This window comes from Plantactinospora sp. BB1, assembly GCF_003030385.1.
Lineage (GTDB): Bacteria > Actinomycetota > Actinomycetes > Mycobacteriales > Micromonosporaceae > Plantactinospora.
This window is the reverse complement of the sequence record NZ_CP028159.1, coordinates 3868449-3887844: the sequence shown is the minus strand read 5'-3', so window position 1 is coordinate 3887844 and position 19396 is coordinate 3868449. Positions and strand designations below refer to the sequence as shown.

Sequence of the window (19396 nt, the reverse complement as noted above, 5' to 3'; positions counted from 1 at the left end):
CCATCGAGAGTCGGCCAGAGCTACCGATCGGCCACGGTTTGCGATCATCAAACCGACGGTAGCCGGGTCAACACCGGACGGCGGGTACGCCAGAATGGTCGACGTGGCGGTACCGGATGCGCAGTTCCTACGGATGGTGGAGACGCTCGCCGAGGTCGAGCGGGCCCAGGCGCGGGACTACACCTCGTTCAGTGTCCGGGGCACGCGCTTCGGCTACCACTGGCCGCGCACCAGGACGGTCGGACTGAAGCAGACCCTGTCCGAGCAGGCGGCGCTGGTCGCCGAGCGGCCGGACGTCTTCGAGGTGCAGTTCACCTCCGGCGGCTTCGGCTGGGTCGTCGTCCACCTGCCCGGGATCGACGCCGACGAGCTGGCCGAACTGGTCTACGAGGCCTGGTCCCTCTCCGCGCCCGGAGACCTCGTCGACGGACATCCGCTCGTGCCGGCCCCGCCACCCGCACCGGGGCGGTAGCCGGCTCACGGCCCCCGGGGGTCCGGTCGTTCGACCCGGACCGGGTCGCCGCGGACGAGGTCGTCGTGGATGCGCCAGCGGGCGGTGGCGACGGCCCGGCCCGCCGCCCGGTCGCCGTCCGCGATGCGCCGCCGGATCAGCTCCAGGGCGATGCGGCGGTTCTGGCTGAACTGCCGCTCGGTGTCGACCACCACCACGATCCCGGAGGGACGGTGGGTGGCCCGCACGGCGGTGCTGGCCTTGTTCCGGTGCTGCCCGCCCGGGCCGCCGGTGCGGCAGCCGACGATCTCGACGTCCGCCTCGGCGAACGACGTCTGCGGGGCGTCGAGCTGGCAGGGGCCGGCGACGACGTACCAGTTCTTCCGGCCGGCGCGCGCCCGGTAGGGGCTCGGCGCCTGCCAGCAGAGGGTGCCGGTCCACGAGGCCGCGAACTCCTCGGCGCCCGCTCCGGAGATCCGCACCAGGACCGACCGGTAGGTGCCGGGCCGGTCGCCGGGAACGGTCTCGGCCCGGGACGTGCTCAGGCCCCGCCGCAGGGCCTCCGCCTCCAACCGGCGCACGAGCTGGGCGACGGCCCAGGCGCACTCCTGCGGGCCGCGCCCGGCCGAGATCAGCAGATGTTGCGGGGCCGGCGCTGCGGTCACGACCGGCCCCGGCCGCGGCGGTGCTCCGGCCGGTCCCGTCGCCCGGCCGGCCGGGTGTTGCCACCCCGGTCGATCGTCTTGTACGTGACCAGCGGAACCGTCGTCGCCGCCGGGGTGGCGAGGCCGTGCTCGACCAGGTCCGCGATCACCTGCTCGATCCGCTTGTACGCCGTCGGCGCCTCCTCGAAGAGCAGTTGCCGGTCGCCGCAGACCACCAGTGATCCCACCGGGGTACGCCGGAGTTCCTCGACGGTGTGCTTGACCCGGCCCCGGCGCAGCGCGTCGGCCCGGGACATCTTCCGGCCGGCGCCGTGCGCCACGGAGAAGTTGGCGTGCGCCCCCGCATGGGCGGCGACCAGATAGGAGCAGGTGCCCCGGGTACCGGCGATCAGCACGTCCCGGCCGTCGCCCGGTGCGGCTCCCTTGCGGTGCAGGTACGTCCCGTCGCGGACCTCGACCAGGTTGTGGCACTCGTCCACGATCGGCTCGGTCGGCTCGGCGCCGAGGGCGTGCAGGACCCGGGCGGCGAGCAGCCTGCGGTTGACCGAGCCCCAGCGGACGGCGGCGTCGTGCAGTGCGAGGTAGCCGGCCGGATCGGCGGCGGGGCCCGCGCCGTGCCGCTCGGTGTGTGCCCGCAGGATGCGCTCGCCCAGCCCCCGGGAACCGCTGTGCACGATGAGCACGAGGTCGTCGACGGCGAGCCCGAGCCGGGCCACGTGGCCCGGGTCGAGGACGGTCTGGATCCGCGCCAGTTCCACGAAGTGGTTGCCCCGGCCCACCGTACCCAGGCCCTCCAGGTGACCGGCCGGGATCTCGGCGTCCACGGCGGCCCAGGCCGGGTCGTCGGCGTCCCGCTCCGGGTCCAGGGCGACGTCGAGGTCGGGGAACCGGCGGGCGATCTGCTCGGGTACGACCCGCTTCAGGTCGACCGGGAAGACGGCGATGCCGCAGCCGATGTCGGAGCCGACCAGGAACGGGTACAGCACGGTCGAGGTCATGGCGGCGCCGATCGGGGCACCCTTGCCGGGGTGCAGGTCGGGCATGCCGGCGACGGAGAGCATGCCGTCGAGGGCGGCCACCTGGTGGCACTGGTCGACGGCGTCGGACTCGATCCAACTGCGGGCCGAGGCGAAGACGGTGACGGTGGCGGACCCGGCGCCCGGAGCGGACTCCGGCCGGGACTTCTGCAGCGACAAGGACGCTCTCTTCCAAAAAGGGTGGGGACGGACGGCGCTACGGCGCACCCCGGGCGCGCGCGACGGCGCGGCACAGGGCTTCGGCTCACCTGGGTAGTGCCCGTCAGAACGTCATGCCCCCACCCTGGTCGGACCCGGCCGATCGAGCAACCGGTTTTCGGCGCCCGGCGTCCGGAGCCGGGGCGGTCCCGGGCTCCGGGTCCGGCCGCTCCGTCCGGTGCGCCGATCGCCGTCGAGCCCCCCGCGCGGCGGGCCGGCCTGGCATGATCGTCGATTGTCCACGTCGGTGTGACGGGCTGTCCGGAGGCGAGCATGTCCCTACGTCGTACGGTCGCAGCGCTGGTGGCGGCCGCCCTGGTGGTCGCCGGGACGGTGCTGCCGTCCACCCCGGCGGTGGGCGCCGTGGCCAGCGGCGCGATCTTCAACAACCCGACCGCGACCGCCGAGCAGTACCGGATCGTCGACCACATCCGAGGGCTGGTGCAGGGCGCCCCGGCGGGTTCGACCATCTCCATCGCGATGTACCACTGGACCTCCACCTCGGTCGCCGACGACATCGTGGCGGCCCACAACCGCGGGGTGAACGTACGGCTCGTGCTGGACTACCTGTCGGAGCAGTACCCGGCGGTGGACACCATGCGGGCGGCGCTGGGCAGCAACCGGGCCAACCGGTCGTGGCTGATCTTCTGCACCCAGGGCGCGGCCTGCATCGGCAACTCCGGCTCGCCGATCATGCACAACAAGTTCTTTCTCTTCTCCAGCACCTCCGGCTCGAACAACGTACTGGTGCAGAGTTCGGCGAACCTGACGGTCAGCAACGCCACGGCGTACTGGAACAACGCCGTGACCCTGGTCGGAAACGCCGGCCTCTACGACGCCTACCTCGACTACTTCGGCGACCTGGCGGCGAAGGCCAAGAACAGCGACTACTACCGCACGGTCGGCAGCGGCAACGCCAAGGCGTACTTCTTCCCTCGGGCGGGGTCGGACCGGACCACCGACACCATCTACAACATGCTCAACGAGAACGTGACCTGCGAGGGCAACACCACGGTCGGTACCGAGACCGGTCGGACGATCATCCGGATCGGGATGTGGTATTTCAGCCGGAACGGCATCGCCGAGGAACTCCGCTCGCTGGCCGACCGGAAGTGCTGGATCGAGGTCGTCTACACCACCATGGACGCCGACGTGCTCCGCATCCTGAGCGGCCACTCCCGGATCGTCCTCTACCGGATCAGTGGCGACTACATCGTGCACTCCAAGTACATGCTGATCGAGGGCACCTATGCCGGTACCCGGAACAGCAAGTGGGTGACGACCGGCAGCCACAACTACACGAACGCGGCGCTGCGGGAGAACGACGAGGCGCTGCTCCGGATCGAGTCCGCGACGATCCACGACCAGTACCGGTCGAACTTCTGGGCCCTGCGCGCGGCGGCCTCCTGACCTTACCGACGCGGCAGGGCTCAGCTGGTGGCCGCCGGGCCTCCCCGCCACTCCTCGGCCGGGGTGTGCGGGACCGGCACCGGCCGCTCCGCCACGGTCGTCAGCTCGATCCGCCGGCCCTCGGCGGCCGACCGGAGCAGCGCGGTCATCGTCTCCAGCACGTGCAGGGCGAACCCGCCGCCGGCCCGGGGCGGTCGTCGACCGTCCGCCCGGACCAGGTCGATCAGGCCCAGCCCCCGGGAGCCGTGGGCGTAGCCCGCCCGTGGTTCCAGCGCCCGCCAGCCGGTACCGCCGAGCGGGAAGAGCCGGACCTCGCCGTCGAAGCGGTTCGGGTCGGGTACGGCGAGGCTGCCCGTCTCACCGTGCACCTCGATCGGTGCGGCCGTCGTCGCCACGCCGTCGAAGCTCGTCGTGATGGTGGAGAGGGCACCGTCGGCGTGTTCGAGCACCCCGGTCACGTGACTGTCCACCTCGACCGGGACCCGCTCTCCGGTACGCGGGCCGGAGCCGATCACCCGCTCGGTACGCAGCCGGCTGCCGGCGCCGACCACCGCGCGTACCGGCCCGAGCAGGTGAACCAGGGCCGAGATGTAGTACGGCCCCATGTCCAGCAGCGGGCCGCCGCCCGGGGCGTAGTAGAAGTCGGGGTGCGGGTGCCACCGCTCGTGCCCGGGGGTGACCATCACGGCCGAGGCGGAGAAGGGGCGCCCGATGAGGCCGCCGTCGATGGCTGCCCGGGCGGTCTGGGTACCCGTGCCGAGGACGGTGTCCGGGGCGCAGCCCAGCCGGACACCGGCCGACGTGGCCCGCTCGACGATCGCGCGGCCGTCCGGGAACGTGACGGCGAGCGGCTTCTCGACGTAGACGTTCTTGCCCGCGTCGATCGCGGCGAGCGAGAGTTCGGCGTGCGCGGCCGGGATCGTCAGGTTGAGCACGGTCCGCACGTCGGGGTGGTCGAGCAGGCGCTCGACGCCGCACGCCTCGGTGCCGGGCAGGTCGGCGGCGACCGCCGCCGACCGGGCGGCGTCGAGGTCCGCCACCGCCGCGATGCGCAACTCGGCGTGGTCCGCCAGCGTCTCCAGGTACGCCCGGGAGATGACCCCGAGACCTACGATGCCGACGCCGTGCGGGTCGCCCACACCATCCCCCTCTCGATGACGGTACGCACGCTCGGGTGCTCCAGCACGTCGAGGCTGTGTCCCGGGGTGGTCACGACGATCCGCCCGGCACCCCAGCGCCGGGTCCAGATCGCCGGCGAGGTGACCGGCCGGTGCCACGGGTGCCACTGCCGCGTCGGGTGCGTCGTGGTGGCCAGCACGTCGATCAGGTCGTCGTGCAGCACCCAGTACTGCTCGGTGACCAGGTCGAAGTCCTCGATCCCCGCGGTGATCGGATGCTCCCGGCCCAGCTCGGTGATGTTCACCGTGTGCGGCAGGAAGTTGTCCTGCTCGCCGCCGTGCCGCTCGCACGGCTCCTTGCCCGGATGGGTGGCGAACTGACCGCCCACCAGGTGCAGATAGTCGGAGGAGGCCCGGAACGAGTCCGCGATACCGCCGTGCCAGCCGGTGAAGCCGGTGCCGGCGACGACGGCGGCGGAGAGGCCCGCCAACTGCTCCGGGGTGATCTGCGACATCGTCACGCACTGCACGACGAGGTCGGTGTCGGCCAGTTCGGCGGCGTCGGCGTAGACCTCCGTCGACTCCTCGACCCGTACGGCGTAGTCGTTGCGTTCGAGGAACGGAATGAACAACTCGGTCGCCCTGACCGGCTGGTGTCCCTCCCATCCGCCGCGAACCACCAGTGCCCTGCGCTGCGCCACGCTCACTCCTCTTCCGCCCGTCGTCCGGGCAGGCTCGCGCCGCCGGCGCGGCGGTGTGCCGCCGACGCCCAGGCTTGTCGATCACTGAAACCGTAGTCGCCCAGCCTGCGGCGGTCACGGTGATCTACGCCCTTGCCGACGTCCCGCTGTCGGGGTTCGCGGTGGGTCAGGTCCTGCCGGAGCGTCCGGAGCCGGCCAGCGCCTCGCCGAGGATCCGCACCGCCTTCGGTCCGATCCCGTGCATCGCCAGCAGTTCGGCCTCGGTCAGTCGGGCGACCTGGTCGAGGGTGCGGATGCCGGCGTCGAGCAGTGCCTGGGTGGCCGGTCGTCCGATGCCCCTCGGCAGGTCACCGACCTCACCCGGGACGGCGATCTGCGCGGCGGCCGCCCGTGTGGCGAGCCGCTTCGGTGCCCGGGCGAGCCAGGCCCGGTGTACCCAGTGGTTGAGCTGCTGACCGCCGACGTCCCGCAGCGGGACGCGTACGCCGACCTGCGTCCCGCCACGGGTCAGCCGGGTACCGGTCGGATGGGCCGCGAGGAGTTCCTCCACCTCCGGACCGGGCAGGTGGAGCCGGACGTGGTCGTCGCCGTCCGTCGAGGCGAACCACCTGTCGTGCACGGTGAACTCGACCGTGCCGGCCCGGGTGCCCCGCTCGACGGTTTCGGGCAGCGAGAGCGCCGTCCTGCGAAGCTGCGCGATGGTCGTCATCGGTTCACCCTCGCACGCCTACCGGCCCGGGGGCCCGCCGGCCCGGGATGCCCGACTCCGGCGTCGACCGGCTGCCCGCCCGGGTCAGGAGCCGCCCGGGGTCAGTCGGGTGGAACGCAGGAAGTGCAGGGCGCGCGGGAAGTCACGCAGCCGCTCCGCCATCAGGTCGAAGGCGTTGTCCACGGTACGCAGCGGCACCTTCCGACTGGCGAGCACCTCACCGAGCCAGACGGCGAAGTCGGCGAAGAGGGTGCCGTCGTCCACGTAGACCGCGGCGGCGAGCGTGTCGACGATGTGACCGAGATCGGCGACGGTGGCGTCGAGCTGCGCCGGGGTGTACCGCGCGACGTCGGGGATCCGGGCCACGCAGAGGTCGATCAGCTCGACCCGGGCGGCGACCAGGCCGGCGTACTCGGCGTCGTCCACGTCGACGGCGGCGGACGTGTGCCAGGCCGGCAGGGACATCCCGGTCAACGCCGTGGAGGCGGCCCGGGCGTCCGGGACCCACGGTACGCCGAGCCGCGCCGCCCACCGGCCGTCCGGCCCGAACCCCCGGCCGCCGACCAGCACCGGCACGTCGCTACGCCGGCACGCCTCGACGAACCGGGCCGCGTGCGGCAGCCGCATCGGCAGCGAGCAGCCGAGCGCCACCGCCCGGGGATCGTGTCGGTGCAGGTAGGAGACGAGATGCGCGGCCGGCACGCTCGCGCCGAGGAAGGTCACGTCCCAGCCGTCCAGCCGGAGCACCTCGGCGACGAGCCGGGCCGGCAGCGCATGCCACTCGCCGTCCATGCAGGCGACCACCACCCGGTCCCGGTACGGCCGTGGGCGTACGGCGGAGGCGACCGCCGCGACCACCCGCTCGCTGACGTGGGTCGCGGCGTGTTCCTGGGCCACGCTCCACTCGTTGCGCTGCCACCACTCGCCGACCTGCGCCTGCGCCGGTGCGACCAGGGAAAGGAGTACGTCCTCCGGGGGGACGCCGCGCTCCAGCAGCTCCAGCGCCAGGTCGATCGCCCCGCTCTCGTCGGCCTCGTCCAGCCGGCGCAGATAGTCGGGATAGGCCTCCTGCACCGCCCCGCTCAGCACGGCGGTCACGAGACCACCCGCAGGTGCCGCGCCGCCGCGCCGGGCGGTACGGCCCGGATCGCGAAGACGGCGATGTCGTCGTGGTCGCGCCCGCCGAGCCAGTCGCCGCAGACCTGCTCGACCCGCTCGGCGAGCGCGGGCGCCGGCATGCGGGCACAGCCTTGCAGCGCCTCGACCAGTCGGGTGGTGCCGAACTGCTCGCCGCGGATCCCGCCGCGCGCCTCGGTCACGCCGTCGCTGAACAACAGGCACGTCTCGCCCTGGCCGAGTTGCACGGTGACCGAGGCGATCCGGGGGTCGGGCACCACTCCGACGAGCATGCCGCGCAGCTCGACCGACTCGACCCCGCCGTCGGCGCGCAGCACCAGCGGCGGCAGGTGTCCGCCGCTGGCCAGCGTCAGCGACAGCCCGCCGGACGGTGCCGGATGCGCCCGGCCGAGCACCATGGTGGCGAAGCGGCCGTGCCCGTGCGCCCGGGTGGTCTCCAGCAGCGAGCCGTTGAGCAGCGAGATCAGCCGAGCGGGATCGGACTCGATGCGGCGCAGCGCCTGGATGCCCTGCCGGATCTGGCCGGTGAACACCGCCGCGTCGACCCCCTTGCCGGAGACGTCACCCAGGAAGAAGAGCGTGCTGCCGTCGGGCTGCGCGTGCGCGCCGTAGAAGTCTCCGCCGATCCGCAGCGAACTCTGCGCGGGCCGGTAGGCGGCGCCCCACTGCACGCCCGGGACGGGCGGCGGGTCCGTCGGCGCGAGGCTGGCCTGGAGGGTGTCGGCGACCTCGGCCTGGTCGCGGTAGAGCACCGCCGCGTCGAGCGCCCCACCGGCCCGCGCCGCGTAGCCGCGCAGCAGCTCCAGGTCGTCCCCGTCGAGTTCGCCGCCCTCGCGTACCACCAGCAGTGCGCCGGTCGGCGCGGCCCGGCCCGGCAGCGGGACCACCAGTACCGAGACCGAGGCGGCGTCGCGGCCGTCGAGCCAGCCGACGTCGGCGCACTGGTCGGCCAGCCAGTCGACCTCGGACGGCTCGCCGCCCTGCCACGCCTCGACCACCGCCGGCGGTACCTGGTCGGCGGTCAGCAGGCCGCCGTCGACCACGTGCCGTTCGCCGTCGTCCAGCGACGCCCGCCACCACCGGACCCGGCCGCGACGCGGCATCAGCACGATCACGGCGACGTCGCCGAGCCTGGGTACGGCGAGCCGGGCGGCGGCCCGGGCCGTCCGGTCCTCGTGCAGCGGGTTGCCCAGCAGTTGGCTCGCGGTCTCCAGAAACCGCGCCCGCCCCCGTTCGGCGAGCAGCGCGTCGGAGCGGGCGATCGCGTCGGTCACGTCCTCGACGTACCAGACGGTGCTGGCCACGCCGCCGATGCTCAGGTTCACCTGGCGGCACCGCACCCGGCGGTCGGCCAGGGTCAGTTCGCCCGGGACGAGCGCAGGCACGCCGGAGCCGGCGATGGTCCGGCCGACGGCAAGTCCGGGCAGCAGGTGACCGGCGGGCTGGCTGAACCCGAGGACGGTTCCGGAGGAGTCGCACACCACCACACCCTCGCGGAAGTTGTCGACGACCTCGTCACCAAGTGTTGGTGAGATGACCACGGAAGGTGTCGACGACTCGACCGTACTCGCGCCGTTCGACGCCACCCTGGGAACCGGGCGACGGCCCGACTCCCAGCCGGCGAGATTGGCGGTGTTCACGCGAGTCGTACTCCTGTCCTCATGCCTGCGCCCCACCCTACGCGGTTACTTGTCACCCGGCATGTATCGGCGACGGCGGCCCTGACCTCGGCGATCGCCGCTGTCGTCCCGTCGGGCAGCACGGGTGCCGGTGCCCTAGAGTTGAACGGCGTGGAAGAGCTCGGAGGTGACCGGTTGGATCAGGCGATACCGACACCGATACCGCTGACCATCGACGTCCGCCAGGGCGAGCACACCGTCGTCACGGTCAGCGGCGACCTCGACTTCCCCTGCGCCGAGCTGCTGCGGACGGCACTGGCCTCCGCGCTGGACTCCGCGCCGCGTGCGCTGACCGTCGACCTCGAACGGCTGACCTTCGTCGACAGCACCGGCCTGGCCGTCCTGGTGTACGCCTGGAGTCGCGGCCGCGAGTCGGGCATTCCGGTCACGGTACGCCCGATCCCGCCGTTCCTCTCGGCGACCCTGGAGATCACCGGCCTCACCGAACTGCTGGACCGCGCGACGGAAAGCCCGGGGCCCTCGGCGGAGGCGGCCACCGCCTGAGCACCGCCCGCCGGTCGACACCGCCGCGATGCACCCCCGATGTCGGCTTCCCGGGCCGGTTCGCCCAAAGACGGCCACCCGGACCAGATACGCCGGATTCGGCAGGTACGGCGGGAGCGGCGCCGGACGATTGCCCAGTCACATCGAAGGTGATTAATCTGATCACCATGACGGTCCCGACGCGCCACCGGGCAATGACGGCGGCCCTTTCCGCGGCCCTGATCCTCGGCGGCGCGACGGCAGTGCCGCTGCCCGTCGCCGCCCAGTCGGGCGGGTCGGCCGGGGCGGGCACCCCGGGGCAGGGCAGCGGGCCGGACGTCAGTCCGCCGCTCGTCCCGGCCAACCCCCGGACGCTGTTCGAGGGCTACACGCTGACGCTGCTCTGGGACGCCTCCTCCGACGACCGGGGCGTCACCGGCTACGAGCTCTTCTCCAACGGCAGAAGGTTCGCCACCACCACCGGGACCAGCCTCAGCATGCCGGTCCCGCCGCCGATGCTCTTCACCTTCGGCATCCGGGCGCTCGACGCCGCCGGCAACTCGTCGCCGTTCGCCATCATCAAGCTGGGCTCGCTGCCGGACAGCGTTCCCCCGGACGCCCCGGCCAACCTGCGGCTCACCGGCCCGCGCGACGGCTACTACCGGCTCAGCTGGGACCCCTCCCGGGACAACGCCTTCATCGCGGGTTACCAGGTGCGGCAGACCGGCACCGCCACCGCGACCACCCTGGTCGGCGACACCTTCGCCTACGGCGTCTCGCGCGGGTTCGGCGAGTACCTGTTCGAGGTGCGGGCCTTCGACAGCTCGGGCAACCACTCCGCCCCGGCGCGGATCGGGATCGCCGTCGACCCACCGCCGCCGACCCCGCCGACGACTCCGGCGCCGTAACCCGCCGGCATCCGCGACCGGTCGACGCTGCCGCCGGGTCCACCTTTCGCCGGTGGGCGGGTGATCTGCGGCCGGAGCCGGGAGCGGGCGCCGGCGGCCAGCGGTCTTCCCGGTTGCCGGGCAGCGCCGGGTCGCCCAGTTGGCGACGCCGACGCCCCGCGAGCGGGAGGTGCCGACGCACCCGGGCCGGGTGATCGAGGCATAGCCGGACGCCGATTGACAAAGTTTGGTAACCAAACTTAATCTCGGCTCTCCGGGGGCACCGCGACGCCCTCCCCTGCGGCGTGCCCCATCACCTTCCGGCGCCGGAACCCAGGCAAGGAGTCCCATTGTGAGTCTGCAGAGCACGGTGCGAAGAGCCCGATGGCGGGTCGGTCTGGTCGCGGCGAGCGCCGCCGTACTGCTGGTCTCGGGGGTGACGGTGGCGGTCAGCGCCCAGGCGGCCGCGGGCTGCCGGGTGGCGTACTCGACCTCGGCGCAGTGGTCGGGCGGCTTCACCGCCAACGTCGGCATCACCAACCTCGGTGACCCGGTCAGCGGCTGGAGCCTGGTCTGGACGTTCCCGTCCGGTCAGCGGGTCACCCAGGCGTGGAACGCGAGCGTCACCTCCTCGGGCAGCCAGGTGACCGCGACCAACGTCAGCCACAACGGCACGATCGCGACCAACGCGACGGTGTCGTTCGGCTTCAACGGCTCCTGGACCGGTACGAACACCGTGCCGACGTCGTTCGCGCTCAACGGTGTCGCCTGCACCGGCGAGGTCGGCGGGCCGACGGGCCAGCCGAGCACCCGGCCGCCGACCAGCGCGCCGCCGACGACCCGGCCGCCGACCACCCCGCCCCCGGCCGGCAACGCGATGGCGGCGGTCGCCGCGATGCAGCCGGGCTGGAACCTCGGCAACTCGTTCGACGCGGTCGGCGCCGACGAGACCGCCTGGGGCAACCCCCGGGTGACGGAGGCGCTGCTGGACAACATCCGGGCGCAGGGATTCAACAGCATCCGGATCCCGGTCACCTGGAGCAACCACCACGGCGCGGCGCCGAGTTACACGATCGACGCGGCCTGGCTCAACCGGGTACGCGAGGTGGTCAACTGGGCGCTCGCCGACGGCTTCTACGTGATGATCAACATCCACCACGACTCGTGGCAGTGGATCAACACGATGCCGACCGACCGTACGAACGTCCTCAACCGCTACAACGCGCTCTGGACCCAGATCGCCGCCGCGTTCCGGGACGCCTCACCCCGGCTGACCTTCGAGAGCGTCAACGAGCCGCAGTTCACCGGCAGCTCCGGCGACGCCCAGAACGCGACCCTGCTGCACGAGCTGAACACGTCGTTCCACCGCATCGTCCGGCAGTCCGGCGGCGGCAACGCCACCCGGCTGCTGGTGCTGCCCACCCTGCACACCTCGGCCGACCAGCCCCGGGTCGACGAGCTGGTCAGCACCTTCAACACGCTGAACGACCCCAACCTGATCGCCACCGTCCACTTCTACGGGTACTGGCCGTTCAGCGTGAACGTCGCCGGTGGGACCCGCTTCGACGCCACCGTGCAGCAGGATCTGACCGGCGTCTTCGACCGCGTCTACAACGCCTTCGTCGCCCGCAACATCCCGGTCATCATCGGCGAGTACGGGCTGCTCGGCTTCGACCGGCACACCGGCACGGTCGAGCAGGGCGAGAAACTGAAGTTCTTCGAGTACCTCGGCTACTACGCCCGCAACCGCCGGATCACCACCCAGCTGTGGGACAACGGGCAGCACTTCGGCCGTACCTCGTTCCAGTGGAGCGACCCGGAACTCTTCGCGCAGATCAGGTCGAGCTGGACCACCCGCTCCGGCACCGCGTCCAGCGACCAGGTGTACGTGCCGAAGACCGGCGCGATCACCAGCAAGAGCCTGACGCTGAACCTGAACGGCACCACCTTCGCCGGCCTGCGCCAGGGCAACACCGACCTGGTCAACGGCACCGACTACACGGTCTCCGGCAACACCCTCACGCTCACCGCCGCCGCCGTCACCCGGCTGGTCGGCTCCCGGGCGTACGGCGTCAACGCGAACATCCAGGCGCGGTTCTCCCAGGGCGTGCCGTGGCGGATCAGCATCATCACGTACGACCCGCCGGTGCTGACGAACGCGACCGGACCGGCCGCCTCGTTCGCGATACCCACCCAGTTCCGGGGTGACCAACTCGCCACCATGGAGGCGAAGTACGCCGACGGCAGCAACGCGGGCCCGCACAACTGGACCTCGTTCAAGGAGTTCGACGTCGCCTTCGCCCCGAACTACAGCGCGAACTCCATCACGCTGAAGCCCGAGTTCTTCGCCGAGGTGAACGACGGGCAGCGGGTCACCCTCACCTTCCACTTCTGGAGCGGCACCACCGTCACCTACTACGTCACCGAGTCCGGCGGGAACGTCACCGGTACGACGTCGTGAACCGCGCCGGGGTGCCGGGGCTCCGGCCCCGGCACCCCGGTTCGCACTGCCCCCTACCGCATCACCCGCACGCCGAGGGCCTCGTCGAAGAGATCGGCGACGCTGAAGGCGGAGACCGTCGCCCGGTTCACCTGGGCGTTGCCCACGTGCGTGCCGTAGGCGACCGTGCCGACGAACCAGGGGCCACCGCTGTCACCGACCTGGGTGATGTTGTCCCGTACCGCCACCTGCCGGTGCGAGGTGCCCCGCTGATCGGTGATCGAGACGTCCAGGTCGGCGATGAACGAACAGCGGCGCAGGCCGGTGCTCTGGCCGAAGACGCACGCCTGGTCCCCGATCATCATGTCGGCCAGGGCCCGGACGCCGGTCACGTTCCGAATCTCGGTCGAGCCGGCGACGAAGTCGTCGGTCACGGGTACCCCGGAGGTCGTCGACCATTCGACGTCGCCGAAGTCTCCGAGATGCTCGTCGAAGAGATCGAGCGGGTGGCGGGCGCCGTTGTGCGCGGCCTGGCTGTTGTTGCAGTGCGCGGCGGTCGTCACGCCGACGAATCCGCCGGGACTCACCGAGAATCCGGTGGTGCAGAGCAGTCCCGCACCGGGCCGGGTGGTGGGCATCCCGCCGAACAGGCTGGTGTGCCGGATGTTGGCCGGGCCCTCGACGACGTCGAGGTCGAGCCCGGTCCGCAGTGCGGCGGGCAGCGCCGTGGCGACCGTGGCGGCCCGCAACGCGTTGCCCGGCTCGGCGGTGACCGTCGCCCGCACCTGCCCGGCGGTGATGTCGGCGGCCGTGGTGATCGAGGTGTACCCCATCGCCTTGAGGTGCCGGTGCACCGCCCTGGACCGGTCGGCCAACTCCCCGGCCGAGTACGGCTGGCCGTCCACGATCCGGATCGGGACTCCGGAGGCGGCCACCATCGTACGGACGAACTCCGGCGCCGCGCCCTTGACCAGGAACGTGGGCGCCTCCCCCGGGGTGTCGGAGAGGACCGCACCGACGTACGTGTCGGGCAGCCGCGCCGCGAGCGCCCGGTGCAGTGGGCGTACCCGCTCGGCCAGCTCGTGCCGGGCGCGCGCCTGGGCCAGCGTCCAGCCCTGTTCCTTCGCCAGCGTCGCCAGGTCGGCCGCCAGCGCCTGGGCCTCGGTCTGCCGGGTCGGCCCGACCGGCTCCGCCGAAGCGGTGCCGGGCAGGGCGAAGGCCGGCACCGGTTGCCCGGACGTCGAGACCAACCCGAGCACCACCGCGGCGACCACTGCCATCCCGGCTCTCGATGTCATCGTCGGATCCTCCCTGACTGGGTGCGGCACATGCGGCAACCTCGATCGGTCACGGTAGGGCCGCGGACCACCCGCCGAGGGGTCCGGCTGGACAGCGTTGGACAGGGTTGGACAGCGCTGGCCCCGATGCCGGGCTCCGGGCTCGCCGGCTGACGTGCAGGCGGCGGCGGTCAGCCGGCGGCCGAGGCACCCTTTCCGGTCGCCGCGCCGGAGCCGCCGACCAGGGCGGATGCCCGGCCCTCCGCCCGGGCGCGGTCGAGCAGCTCCGCCAGCCGCCGCCGACGCCGCCGGAGCAGGGTCCGGGAGGTGAGGAGCACGGCCGCGAGGAGGGCGGCGAGGGCCAGTTGCGGCCAGGGCAGGGCCCAGGCCGTCACGGTCGCCGAGCCGGGCCGGATCTCGGCACCGGCCGGGTCGCCGCCGAGCACGGCCGGGGTCAGCCGGACGCTCGTGCGCAGTGGTCCGAGCGCCCAGACTTTGCCGACCCGGACCTCGACCTCCCGGCCGCCGCCGGGCAGCAGCTCGCCGGCATCGGCCCGGGCAGCCCGCTCGCCCAGGCCGAACAGTCCGGCGGTGGCCACCGTGCCGGTGCCGGTCACCGCGACGTTGCCGTCGTTCGTGCCGGTGTACCTGACCAGGACGGTCCCGGCCGCGAAGGGATTCCAGGAGTACCGGTAGCCGACGGTGAGGCCGTCGACCGCCAGGCTCGCCGCGATCGTGCCGCTGACCCGGGTCATCACCCGGAACCCGACCCGGCTCTCCACCGCCACCGTGCCCCCGGCGCTGGTGACCGTCGCCGCGATCCCGGCCGGATGGTCGCCGGGCGTGGCGTCGCGCGGCACGGTGACGGTGAACGGCACCACCTTCGTCGCCCCGGCCCCGACCCTCACCTGCGGCTGTACGCCGATCCAGGTGCCGCCGTCGACCGAGGGGCGGTCGGAGGGGAGCATGTTGAAGCGCCCCCGGTCGGTGAGGTAGCCGTCGGCCGCCTTCAGCGAGAAGACCACGGCGGCGTCGCTGAAGTTCCGTACCGCCAGGTGCTCGGTCAGCACCTCGCCGGGGTCGAGCGTGTGCTCGATCCACCGCCGGCCGTCCGGACCGTGCCGGTCGGCGGGCTGCACCGCCCAGGTGAGCGCCGGCCCGCCCGGCTCCGCCCCGGCGGCGGGGGCGAACGGCACGGTGCCGAGCAGCACGGCCAGTACGGCGAGCAGCCGAGGCAACGCACGGACCATCACGGGATCCTCCACCGCGGGGATGTGGTGGGAGCCGCCGGGACGCGGCCCCCACCGCGCCTCACTCGAACAGGGACAGCGTCAACGTCGAGGCGTACTCGCCGGCCGGGACATCCACCGGGGTACGCAGGTAGAGGTCCGCGTCGACCGAGTACGAGTCACCGGCGACCGCACCGGAGTCGAAGGTGGAGACCAGCAGCTCCTGGTCGACCAGGCCGACGTTGTTGCCCGGCTGGGTCGGCTCGTCGAGGACGGTCACCACCTCCTCGCCCTCGCTCACCTGGCCGGTGTCGCCGCCGTCGAGCAGCCGCGGCTTCCAGCCGAGGTGGTCGGCGCCGATCGGTGCCTGGCCGGCGCTGCCGACGAAGTCGGTGGCGCTGCCGAGTACCGCCCAGGCGGCGCCCTCGGGCACCTCCGCCGGGGTACGGGTGTCGGAGACCGTCACCGTCGGCAGGGTACCGACGAACTGCCGGACCAGCAGGGTCGAGCCGTCCTCGGCGAGCGCGACCGAGTCGGCGGCGATCGACAGGGCGAGTACCCCCGGTTCCTCGATCGGTTCGATCTCGACCGTCACCTCGACGTCGGCGCTGTCGCCCGGCTCGGCCGCCGCCGGTGCCGGCAACGCCATGGTGCCGGCCAGTACCACTCCGGCCGCGACCAGCCGACCGCGATCCGATGTCCTCATTCGATTCTCCGTTGTCTTCGTGGTTGGTGGGGATGGCGGAGATCAGTCGGTGCAGCCGACGGCGGGGTGTCCGGCGGAGTGCACGGTGGTCACCTCTTCGCCGTGCACCGTCCCGGTGACCCGCACCGTCACCCGGCCCGCCGGCACCGAGGCCGCCCGGGTGGCGAACGACTGGTAGGCGTTGCCCCCGGGCGCGACCGCCGGCACGGAGCGCTCGCCGTACGCGGTCTCCAGCACGATCCGGACCGGTGCGTCGTGGTCGTTGCGGGCCTGCACGGCGAGGTACGCCCGGCCGGCGAGGCAGCGCGGCACGGCGGTGACGGTGGCCGGCAGCTCGGGCCGTACGCCCGGGTCGTCGGCGTTCACCCGCCACTCGGTGATCGCGACCGCCGAGTAGGTGCTGCCGTTGCCGTTGGCCCGGATCGTGGCCCGGACCCGGGGCGTGCTGACCGGGTCGAAGGTGACGGTGTTGAACGCGGTGCTGCTGGTGCCGTACCCGGAGGCGCCGGTGACGTCCCGCCAGGCCGAGGTCGACTCGTCCCAGTACTGCAACACCCAGCCGTCGGGCTCGGCGACGCCGTCCCCGGTGCCCTGGTCGGCGTCCCGCCAGAACTTCAGCTCGGTACCGGTGATCCGGATGGGGCGGGCCCAGTCGTACTGGACCCACTGGGTCGCCGGACGGCTGCCGGACCAGGTGCCCCAGAGCTGTGCCTGGGCCGGGTTCGGCGGGTCGGCACCGTCGTTGAGCGCGGCGACGCTGTTCCAGCCGGCGGTGTAGGAGGCGGTCGGGGTGCCGACCGGGCCGATGTTGCCGGTGAGCGGGCCGGAGAGGTCGGCCGGGATGGTGACGGTCCGGGCGGTCTCCAGGTTTCCGGCCGCGTCGAGGGCCCGGAACGAGACGGTGTGCCGGTTCGGGTCCGGAGCCGCGATCGGGCCGGTGTATGGGGTCCAGGCGCCGGTGTCGACGGCGTACTCGATCCGGGCGACCCCGGAGGTGGCGTCGCTCGCGCCCAGCGTGACCCGCCGGGTGCCTCCGTCCACTGTGGCGGTGCTGGCCGGCGGCGTCGCGTCGATGCGTACGGCGAGGTTCGCCCGGGTGGAGACGTTGCCGGCCCGGTCGGTCGCGGTCGCGGTGACGGTGTGCTCGCCGTCGCCTGCGACGGTGACGTCGAGCTGGCGTACCCCGGTGGCGACGCTCGGCTCGGCGTCGTCGACCCGGGACTCGATGGTCAGCCGGCCGCCCCGGTCGTCGACCCCGGCGGCCCGGACCCGCACCGCCGAGCGGTACCAGCCGGCGGTGCCGGCGCTGCCGCTCGGGGTGAGCGTCACCGTCGGGGCGGTCTCGTCCCCCTCGGTGTCGTCCGGTGAGATGACGGTGACCCGCGCGGCGACCCGCCCGGCGGCGTAGCCGAGCACGGTGCCCCGGGTGTCGAACGTGCCGGGCCGGGCGACCAGCTCCGGGCCGACCGGGTCCCAGAAGACCGGCACCCGCAGCGTCTCGGCGCCGAACGACACCGGCAGCGTGCCGGGCAGCTCCGTCTCGCCGACCTCGACCGTGATCGGTGGCGCGGTGACGGTCTCCGGCTGCGCGGCGAGGACCTTCCACTCCTCGACCGCCACCGCCGAGTAGCTGCTGCCGTTGGTCGAGGCGTCGAAGGTCGCCCGGAGCTGCGTGCTGGTCACCGGGTCGAAGGTGGTGTGCTGGAAGCCCTGGGTGCCGGTCGGATAGCCGCTCGGGTTCGGCACCTCGACCCACTGCCCGGCGTCGAGGTCCCAGTACTCGATTCGCCAGCGGGCCGGCGCGGCGACGCCCACCCCGCTGCCCTGCGGCTGGTCGTTCCAGAAGTCGATCTGCGAACCGGCGATCCGCATCGGCTGGTCCCAGGTGTACTGCACCCACTGCTGGGCCGGGTTGTTGCCGGTCCAGGTCCCCCACATGTCCGGCGGCAGCGGGTTCGACCGGACGATCTCGTCGTTGAGCGCCTTCACCCAGTACTGGGTGGGCACCGGCTCGTTGGAGACGCCGACCGTCGCCTCCTGGGCGATGTTCGCCCGGGGCGTCAGGTCGCGTCCCCGGACCGGGGTCGGCGTCACCGGCCTCATCCGGGGCGGGCTCTGGGTGTCGTCCCACTCCAGCGGGTCGATCGCCACCGATCGGCGGAAGTGGCCGCCGCCGGTCGCGTCGGCGGTGTGGTATGCCAGATACCACCGGCCGTCGAACTCCACGATGCCCGGGTGACTCGTCGTCGAGGAGACCGGCCGGAGGATCGTGCCCCGATAGGTCCACGGTCCGGCCGGCGACGACGCCGTCGCGTAGCCGATGCAGGCGTGGTAGTTCGCCGGGGTGCACGGCGAGGTCGGGCCGGCGTTGTTCCCGGCGTACGCGAAGTAGTAGGTGTCGCCGCGCCGGAAGATCCAGGGCGCCTCGAAGAAGCCGGTCAGCCCGGTGACGGCACGCGGGGTGCCGACCGGGGTCTTCATGTCCGGCTGGAGTTCCAGCGTCCGGAGCTGGCCGAACGAGCCCCAGTAGACGTACACCCGCTGGTCGGGGGCCTGGCCGTCGATCAGGACCGTCGGGTCGATGTTGTGGATGGTGTTCGCCGTGGGCACCCGCTGGGAGATGATCGGGCCGCCCGCGTGGTCGGTCCACGGGCCGGTCGGGCTCGTCGAGACGGCGACGCCGATGGCGAACTTGTCGGCGGCCGAGCTGTCCCGCTCGTGGATCGGGACGTACCAGTAGTAGCGGCCGTCGACGCCCCGGACCACCTGGCCGGCGTACGCCCGGCCCGGTGTGGCCCAGCCGAAGACCTGCTCCGGTCGCATCAGCGACGGGTAGTGGGTCCACCGGCCCGCCTCGACGTCGGTGGTCCGGAACGCGCCCCACTCGTTCATGACGAAGTCGTTCGTGGAGGGTCCGGCCTCGTCGTGTCCGGTGTAGATGTACAGCTCGTCCCGGCCGCTGGAGTTGCCGGGGGCACCGGCCGGCACCACCAGCGGGGCCGGGTCGGCCGAGTAGTAGCTGCCGTCGCCGAGGATCGGGTTGACGGTGTTGGTGAAGGTGTGGGAGTCCGGGGGCTCGGCGGCCCGGGCCGGCGTGCCGGCCGCGACCAGGCCGCCGGCGAGGAGCCCGGCGACCAGCACGGTGGCGGCCCGGCCGGGAAGCCGGCGCGCCGGCCGGTGGGGTGCCGCAGCGGCGCCGCGCCGCACGGTGCTGTTCACGGTGTCGATCTCCTCGCTGTCGCGGGCGGGGTGGCGGCGCCGGTGTGGCG

General features: G+C 72.9%; 16 protein-coding genes. 5 read left to right on the top strand and 11 right to left on the bottom strand.

The window, feature by feature from the left end; translation table 11 throughout:
* The first annotated feature begins 103 nt into the window (after positions 1 to 103).
* Positions 104 to 472 carry an MmcQ/YjbR family DNA-binding protein gene (locus tag C6W10_RS17000; RefSeq protein ID WP_107264018.1) on the top strand — a complete coding sequence of 123 codons (369 nt, stop codon included), beginning with the start codon at positions 104 to 106 and terminating at the stop codon, positions 470 to 472.
* Between the two features lie 5 nt (positions 473 to 477).
* On the opposite strand, the gene prfH is transcribed toward C6W10_RS17000, so the two are convergent.
* Together prfH and C6W10_RS16990 are read right to left on the bottom strand one after the other, a co-directional pair.
* Entirely contained in the window at positions 478 to 1116 is a 639-nt protein-coding gene (gene prfH, locus C6W10_RS16995) for a peptide chain release factor H (protein WP_107258919.1), read from the bottom strand.
* Complete coding sequence (locus C6W10_RS16990; RefSeq protein WP_107258918.1) at positions 1113 to 2312, bottom strand: RNA ligase RtcB family protein; 1200 nt, start codon at positions 2310 to 2312, stop codon at positions 1113 to 1115. The genes prfH and C6W10_RS16990 overlap by 4 nt, the downstream gene beginning before the upstream one ends.
* 312 nt (positions 2313 to 2624) lie before the next feature.
* Here C6W10_RS16990 and C6W10_RS16985 point away from each other — a divergent pair, with 312 nt between their 5' ends.
* Positions 2625 to 3761, top strand: a complete 1137-nt coding sequence (locus tag C6W10_RS16985) for a phosphatidylserine/phosphatidylglycerophosphate/cardiolipin synthase family protein (protein ID WP_107258917.1) — start codon at positions 2625 to 2627, stop codon at positions 3759 to 3761.
* A gap of 20 nt (positions 3762 to 3781) precedes the next feature.
* Here the strand turns inward: C6W10_RS16985 and C6W10_RS16980 are convergent, their stop codons facing one another.
* The 5 genes from C6W10_RS16980 to C6W10_RS16960 all read right to left on the bottom strand — a co-directional run bounded on the left by C6W10_RS16980 (position 3782) and on the right by C6W10_RS16960 (position 9066).
* Positions 3782 to 4900, bottom strand: a complete 1119-nt coding sequence (locus C6W10_RS16980; RefSeq protein WP_107258916.1) for a Gfo/Idh/MocA family protein — start codon at positions 4898 to 4900, stop codon at positions 3782 to 3784.
* The gene (locus C6W10_RS16975; RefSeq protein ID WP_107264017.1) at positions 4870 to 5580 is read right to left on the bottom strand and encodes a ThuA domain-containing protein; all 711 of its coding nucleotides are present in this window, start codon (positions 5578 to 5580) and stop codon (positions 4870 to 4872) included. The genes C6W10_RS16980 and C6W10_RS16975 overlap by 31 nt, the downstream gene beginning before the upstream one ends.
* Before the next feature lie 166 nt (positions 5581 to 5746).
* Positions 5747 to 6289, bottom strand: coding sequence for a helix-hairpin-helix domain-containing protein (locus tag C6W10_RS16970; RefSeq protein WP_107258915.1), 543 nt, complete (start codon positions 6287 to 6289; stop codon positions 5747 to 5749).
* A gap of 84 nt (positions 6290 to 6373) precedes the next feature.
* Positions 6374 to 7387, bottom strand: a complete 1014-nt coding sequence (locus C6W10_RS16965) for a B12-binding domain-containing protein (RefSeq protein WP_107258914.1) — start codon at positions 7385 to 7387, stop codon at positions 6374 to 6376.
* A complete protein-coding gene (locus tag C6W10_RS16960; RefSeq protein ID WP_234361815.1) occupies positions 7384 to 9066 on the bottom strand; it encodes a PP2C family protein-serine/threonine phosphatase in 1683 nt (560 codons plus the stop codon). The genes C6W10_RS16965 and C6W10_RS16960 overlap by 4 nt, the downstream gene beginning before the upstream one ends.
* Positions 9067 to 9216: 150 nt before the next feature.
* Here C6W10_RS16960 and C6W10_RS16955 point away from each other — a divergent pair, with 150 nt between their 5' ends.
* The 3 genes from C6W10_RS16955 (at position 9217) to C6W10_RS16945 (ending at position 12936) form a co-directional block, all read left to right on the top strand.
* Entirely contained in the window at positions 9217 to 9609 is a 393-nt protein-coding gene (locus tag C6W10_RS16955) for an STAS domain-containing protein (protein ID WP_159079423.1), read from the top strand.
* A gap of 167 nt (positions 9610 to 9776) precedes the next feature.
* A complete protein-coding gene (locus C6W10_RS16950) occupies positions 9777 to 10496 on the top strand; it encodes a fibronectin type III domain-containing protein (RefSeq protein ID WP_159104622.1) in 720 nt (239 codons plus the stop codon).
* 331 nt (positions 10497 to 10827) lie between these two features.
* Complete coding sequence (locus C6W10_RS16945) at positions 10828 to 12936, top strand: cellulase family glycosylhydrolase (protein WP_369938552.1); 2109 nt, start codon at positions 10828 to 10830, stop codon at positions 12934 to 12936.
* Between the two features lie 53 nt (positions 12937 to 12989).
* Here the strand turns inward: C6W10_RS16945 and C6W10_RS16940 are convergent, their stop codons facing one another.
* The 4 genes from C6W10_RS16940 to C6W10_RS16925 form a co-directional block, all read right to left on the bottom strand.
* The gene (locus C6W10_RS16940; protein ID WP_159104621.1) at positions 12990 to 14213 is read right to left on the bottom strand and encodes a hypothetical protein; all 1224 of its coding nucleotides are present in this window, start codon (positions 14211 to 14213) and stop codon (positions 12990 to 12992) included.
* Positions 14214 to 14383: 170 nt separating this feature from the next.
* On the bottom strand, positions 14384 to 15442 hold the full coding sequence (locus C6W10_RS37370; protein WP_159104620.1) for a hypothetical protein: 1059 nt from the start codon (positions 15440 to 15442) through the stop codon (positions 14384 to 14386).
* Positions 15443 to 15503: 61 nt separating this feature from the next.
* A complete protein-coding gene (locus C6W10_RS16930; protein ID WP_107258910.1) occupies positions 15504 to 16127 on the bottom strand; it encodes a hypothetical protein in 624 nt (207 codons plus the stop codon).
* 42 nt (positions 16128 to 16169) lie between these two features.
* Complete coding sequence (locus C6W10_RS16925) at positions 16170 to 19346, bottom strand: family 43 glycosylhydrolase (protein ID WP_369938549.1); 3177 nt, start codon at positions 19344 to 19346, stop codon at positions 16170 to 16172.
* Positions 19347 to 19396 lie beyond the last annotated feature (50 nt).

Bases quoted from the DNA above. Each gene is read 5' to 3' on its own strand.
- C6W10_RS16985 (WP_107258917.1), top strand. From the start codon at position 2,625: ATGTCCCTACGTCGTACGGTCGCAGCGCTGGTGGCGGCCGCCCTGGTG.
- C6W10_RS16970 (WP_107258915.1), bottom strand. From the start codon at position 6,289: ATGACGACCATCGCGCAGCTTCGCAGGACGGCGCTCTCGCTGCCCGAA.
- C6W10_RS16950 (WP_159104622.1), top strand. From the start codon at position 9,777: ATGACGGTCCCGACGCGCCACCGGGCAATGACGGCGGCCCTTTCCGCG.
- C6W10_RS16940 (WP_159104621.1), bottom strand. From the start codon at position 14,213: ATGACATCGAGAGCCGGGATGGCAGTGGTCGCCGCGGTGGTGCTCGGG.
- C6W10_RS37370 (WP_159104620.1), bottom strand. From the start codon at position 15,442: ATGGTCCGTGCGTTGCCTCGGCTGCTCGCCGTACTGGCCGTGCTGCTC.
- C6W10_RS16930 (WP_107258910.1), bottom strand. From the start codon at position 16,127: ATGAGGACATCGGATCGCGGTCGGCTGGTCGCGGCCGGAGTGGTACTG.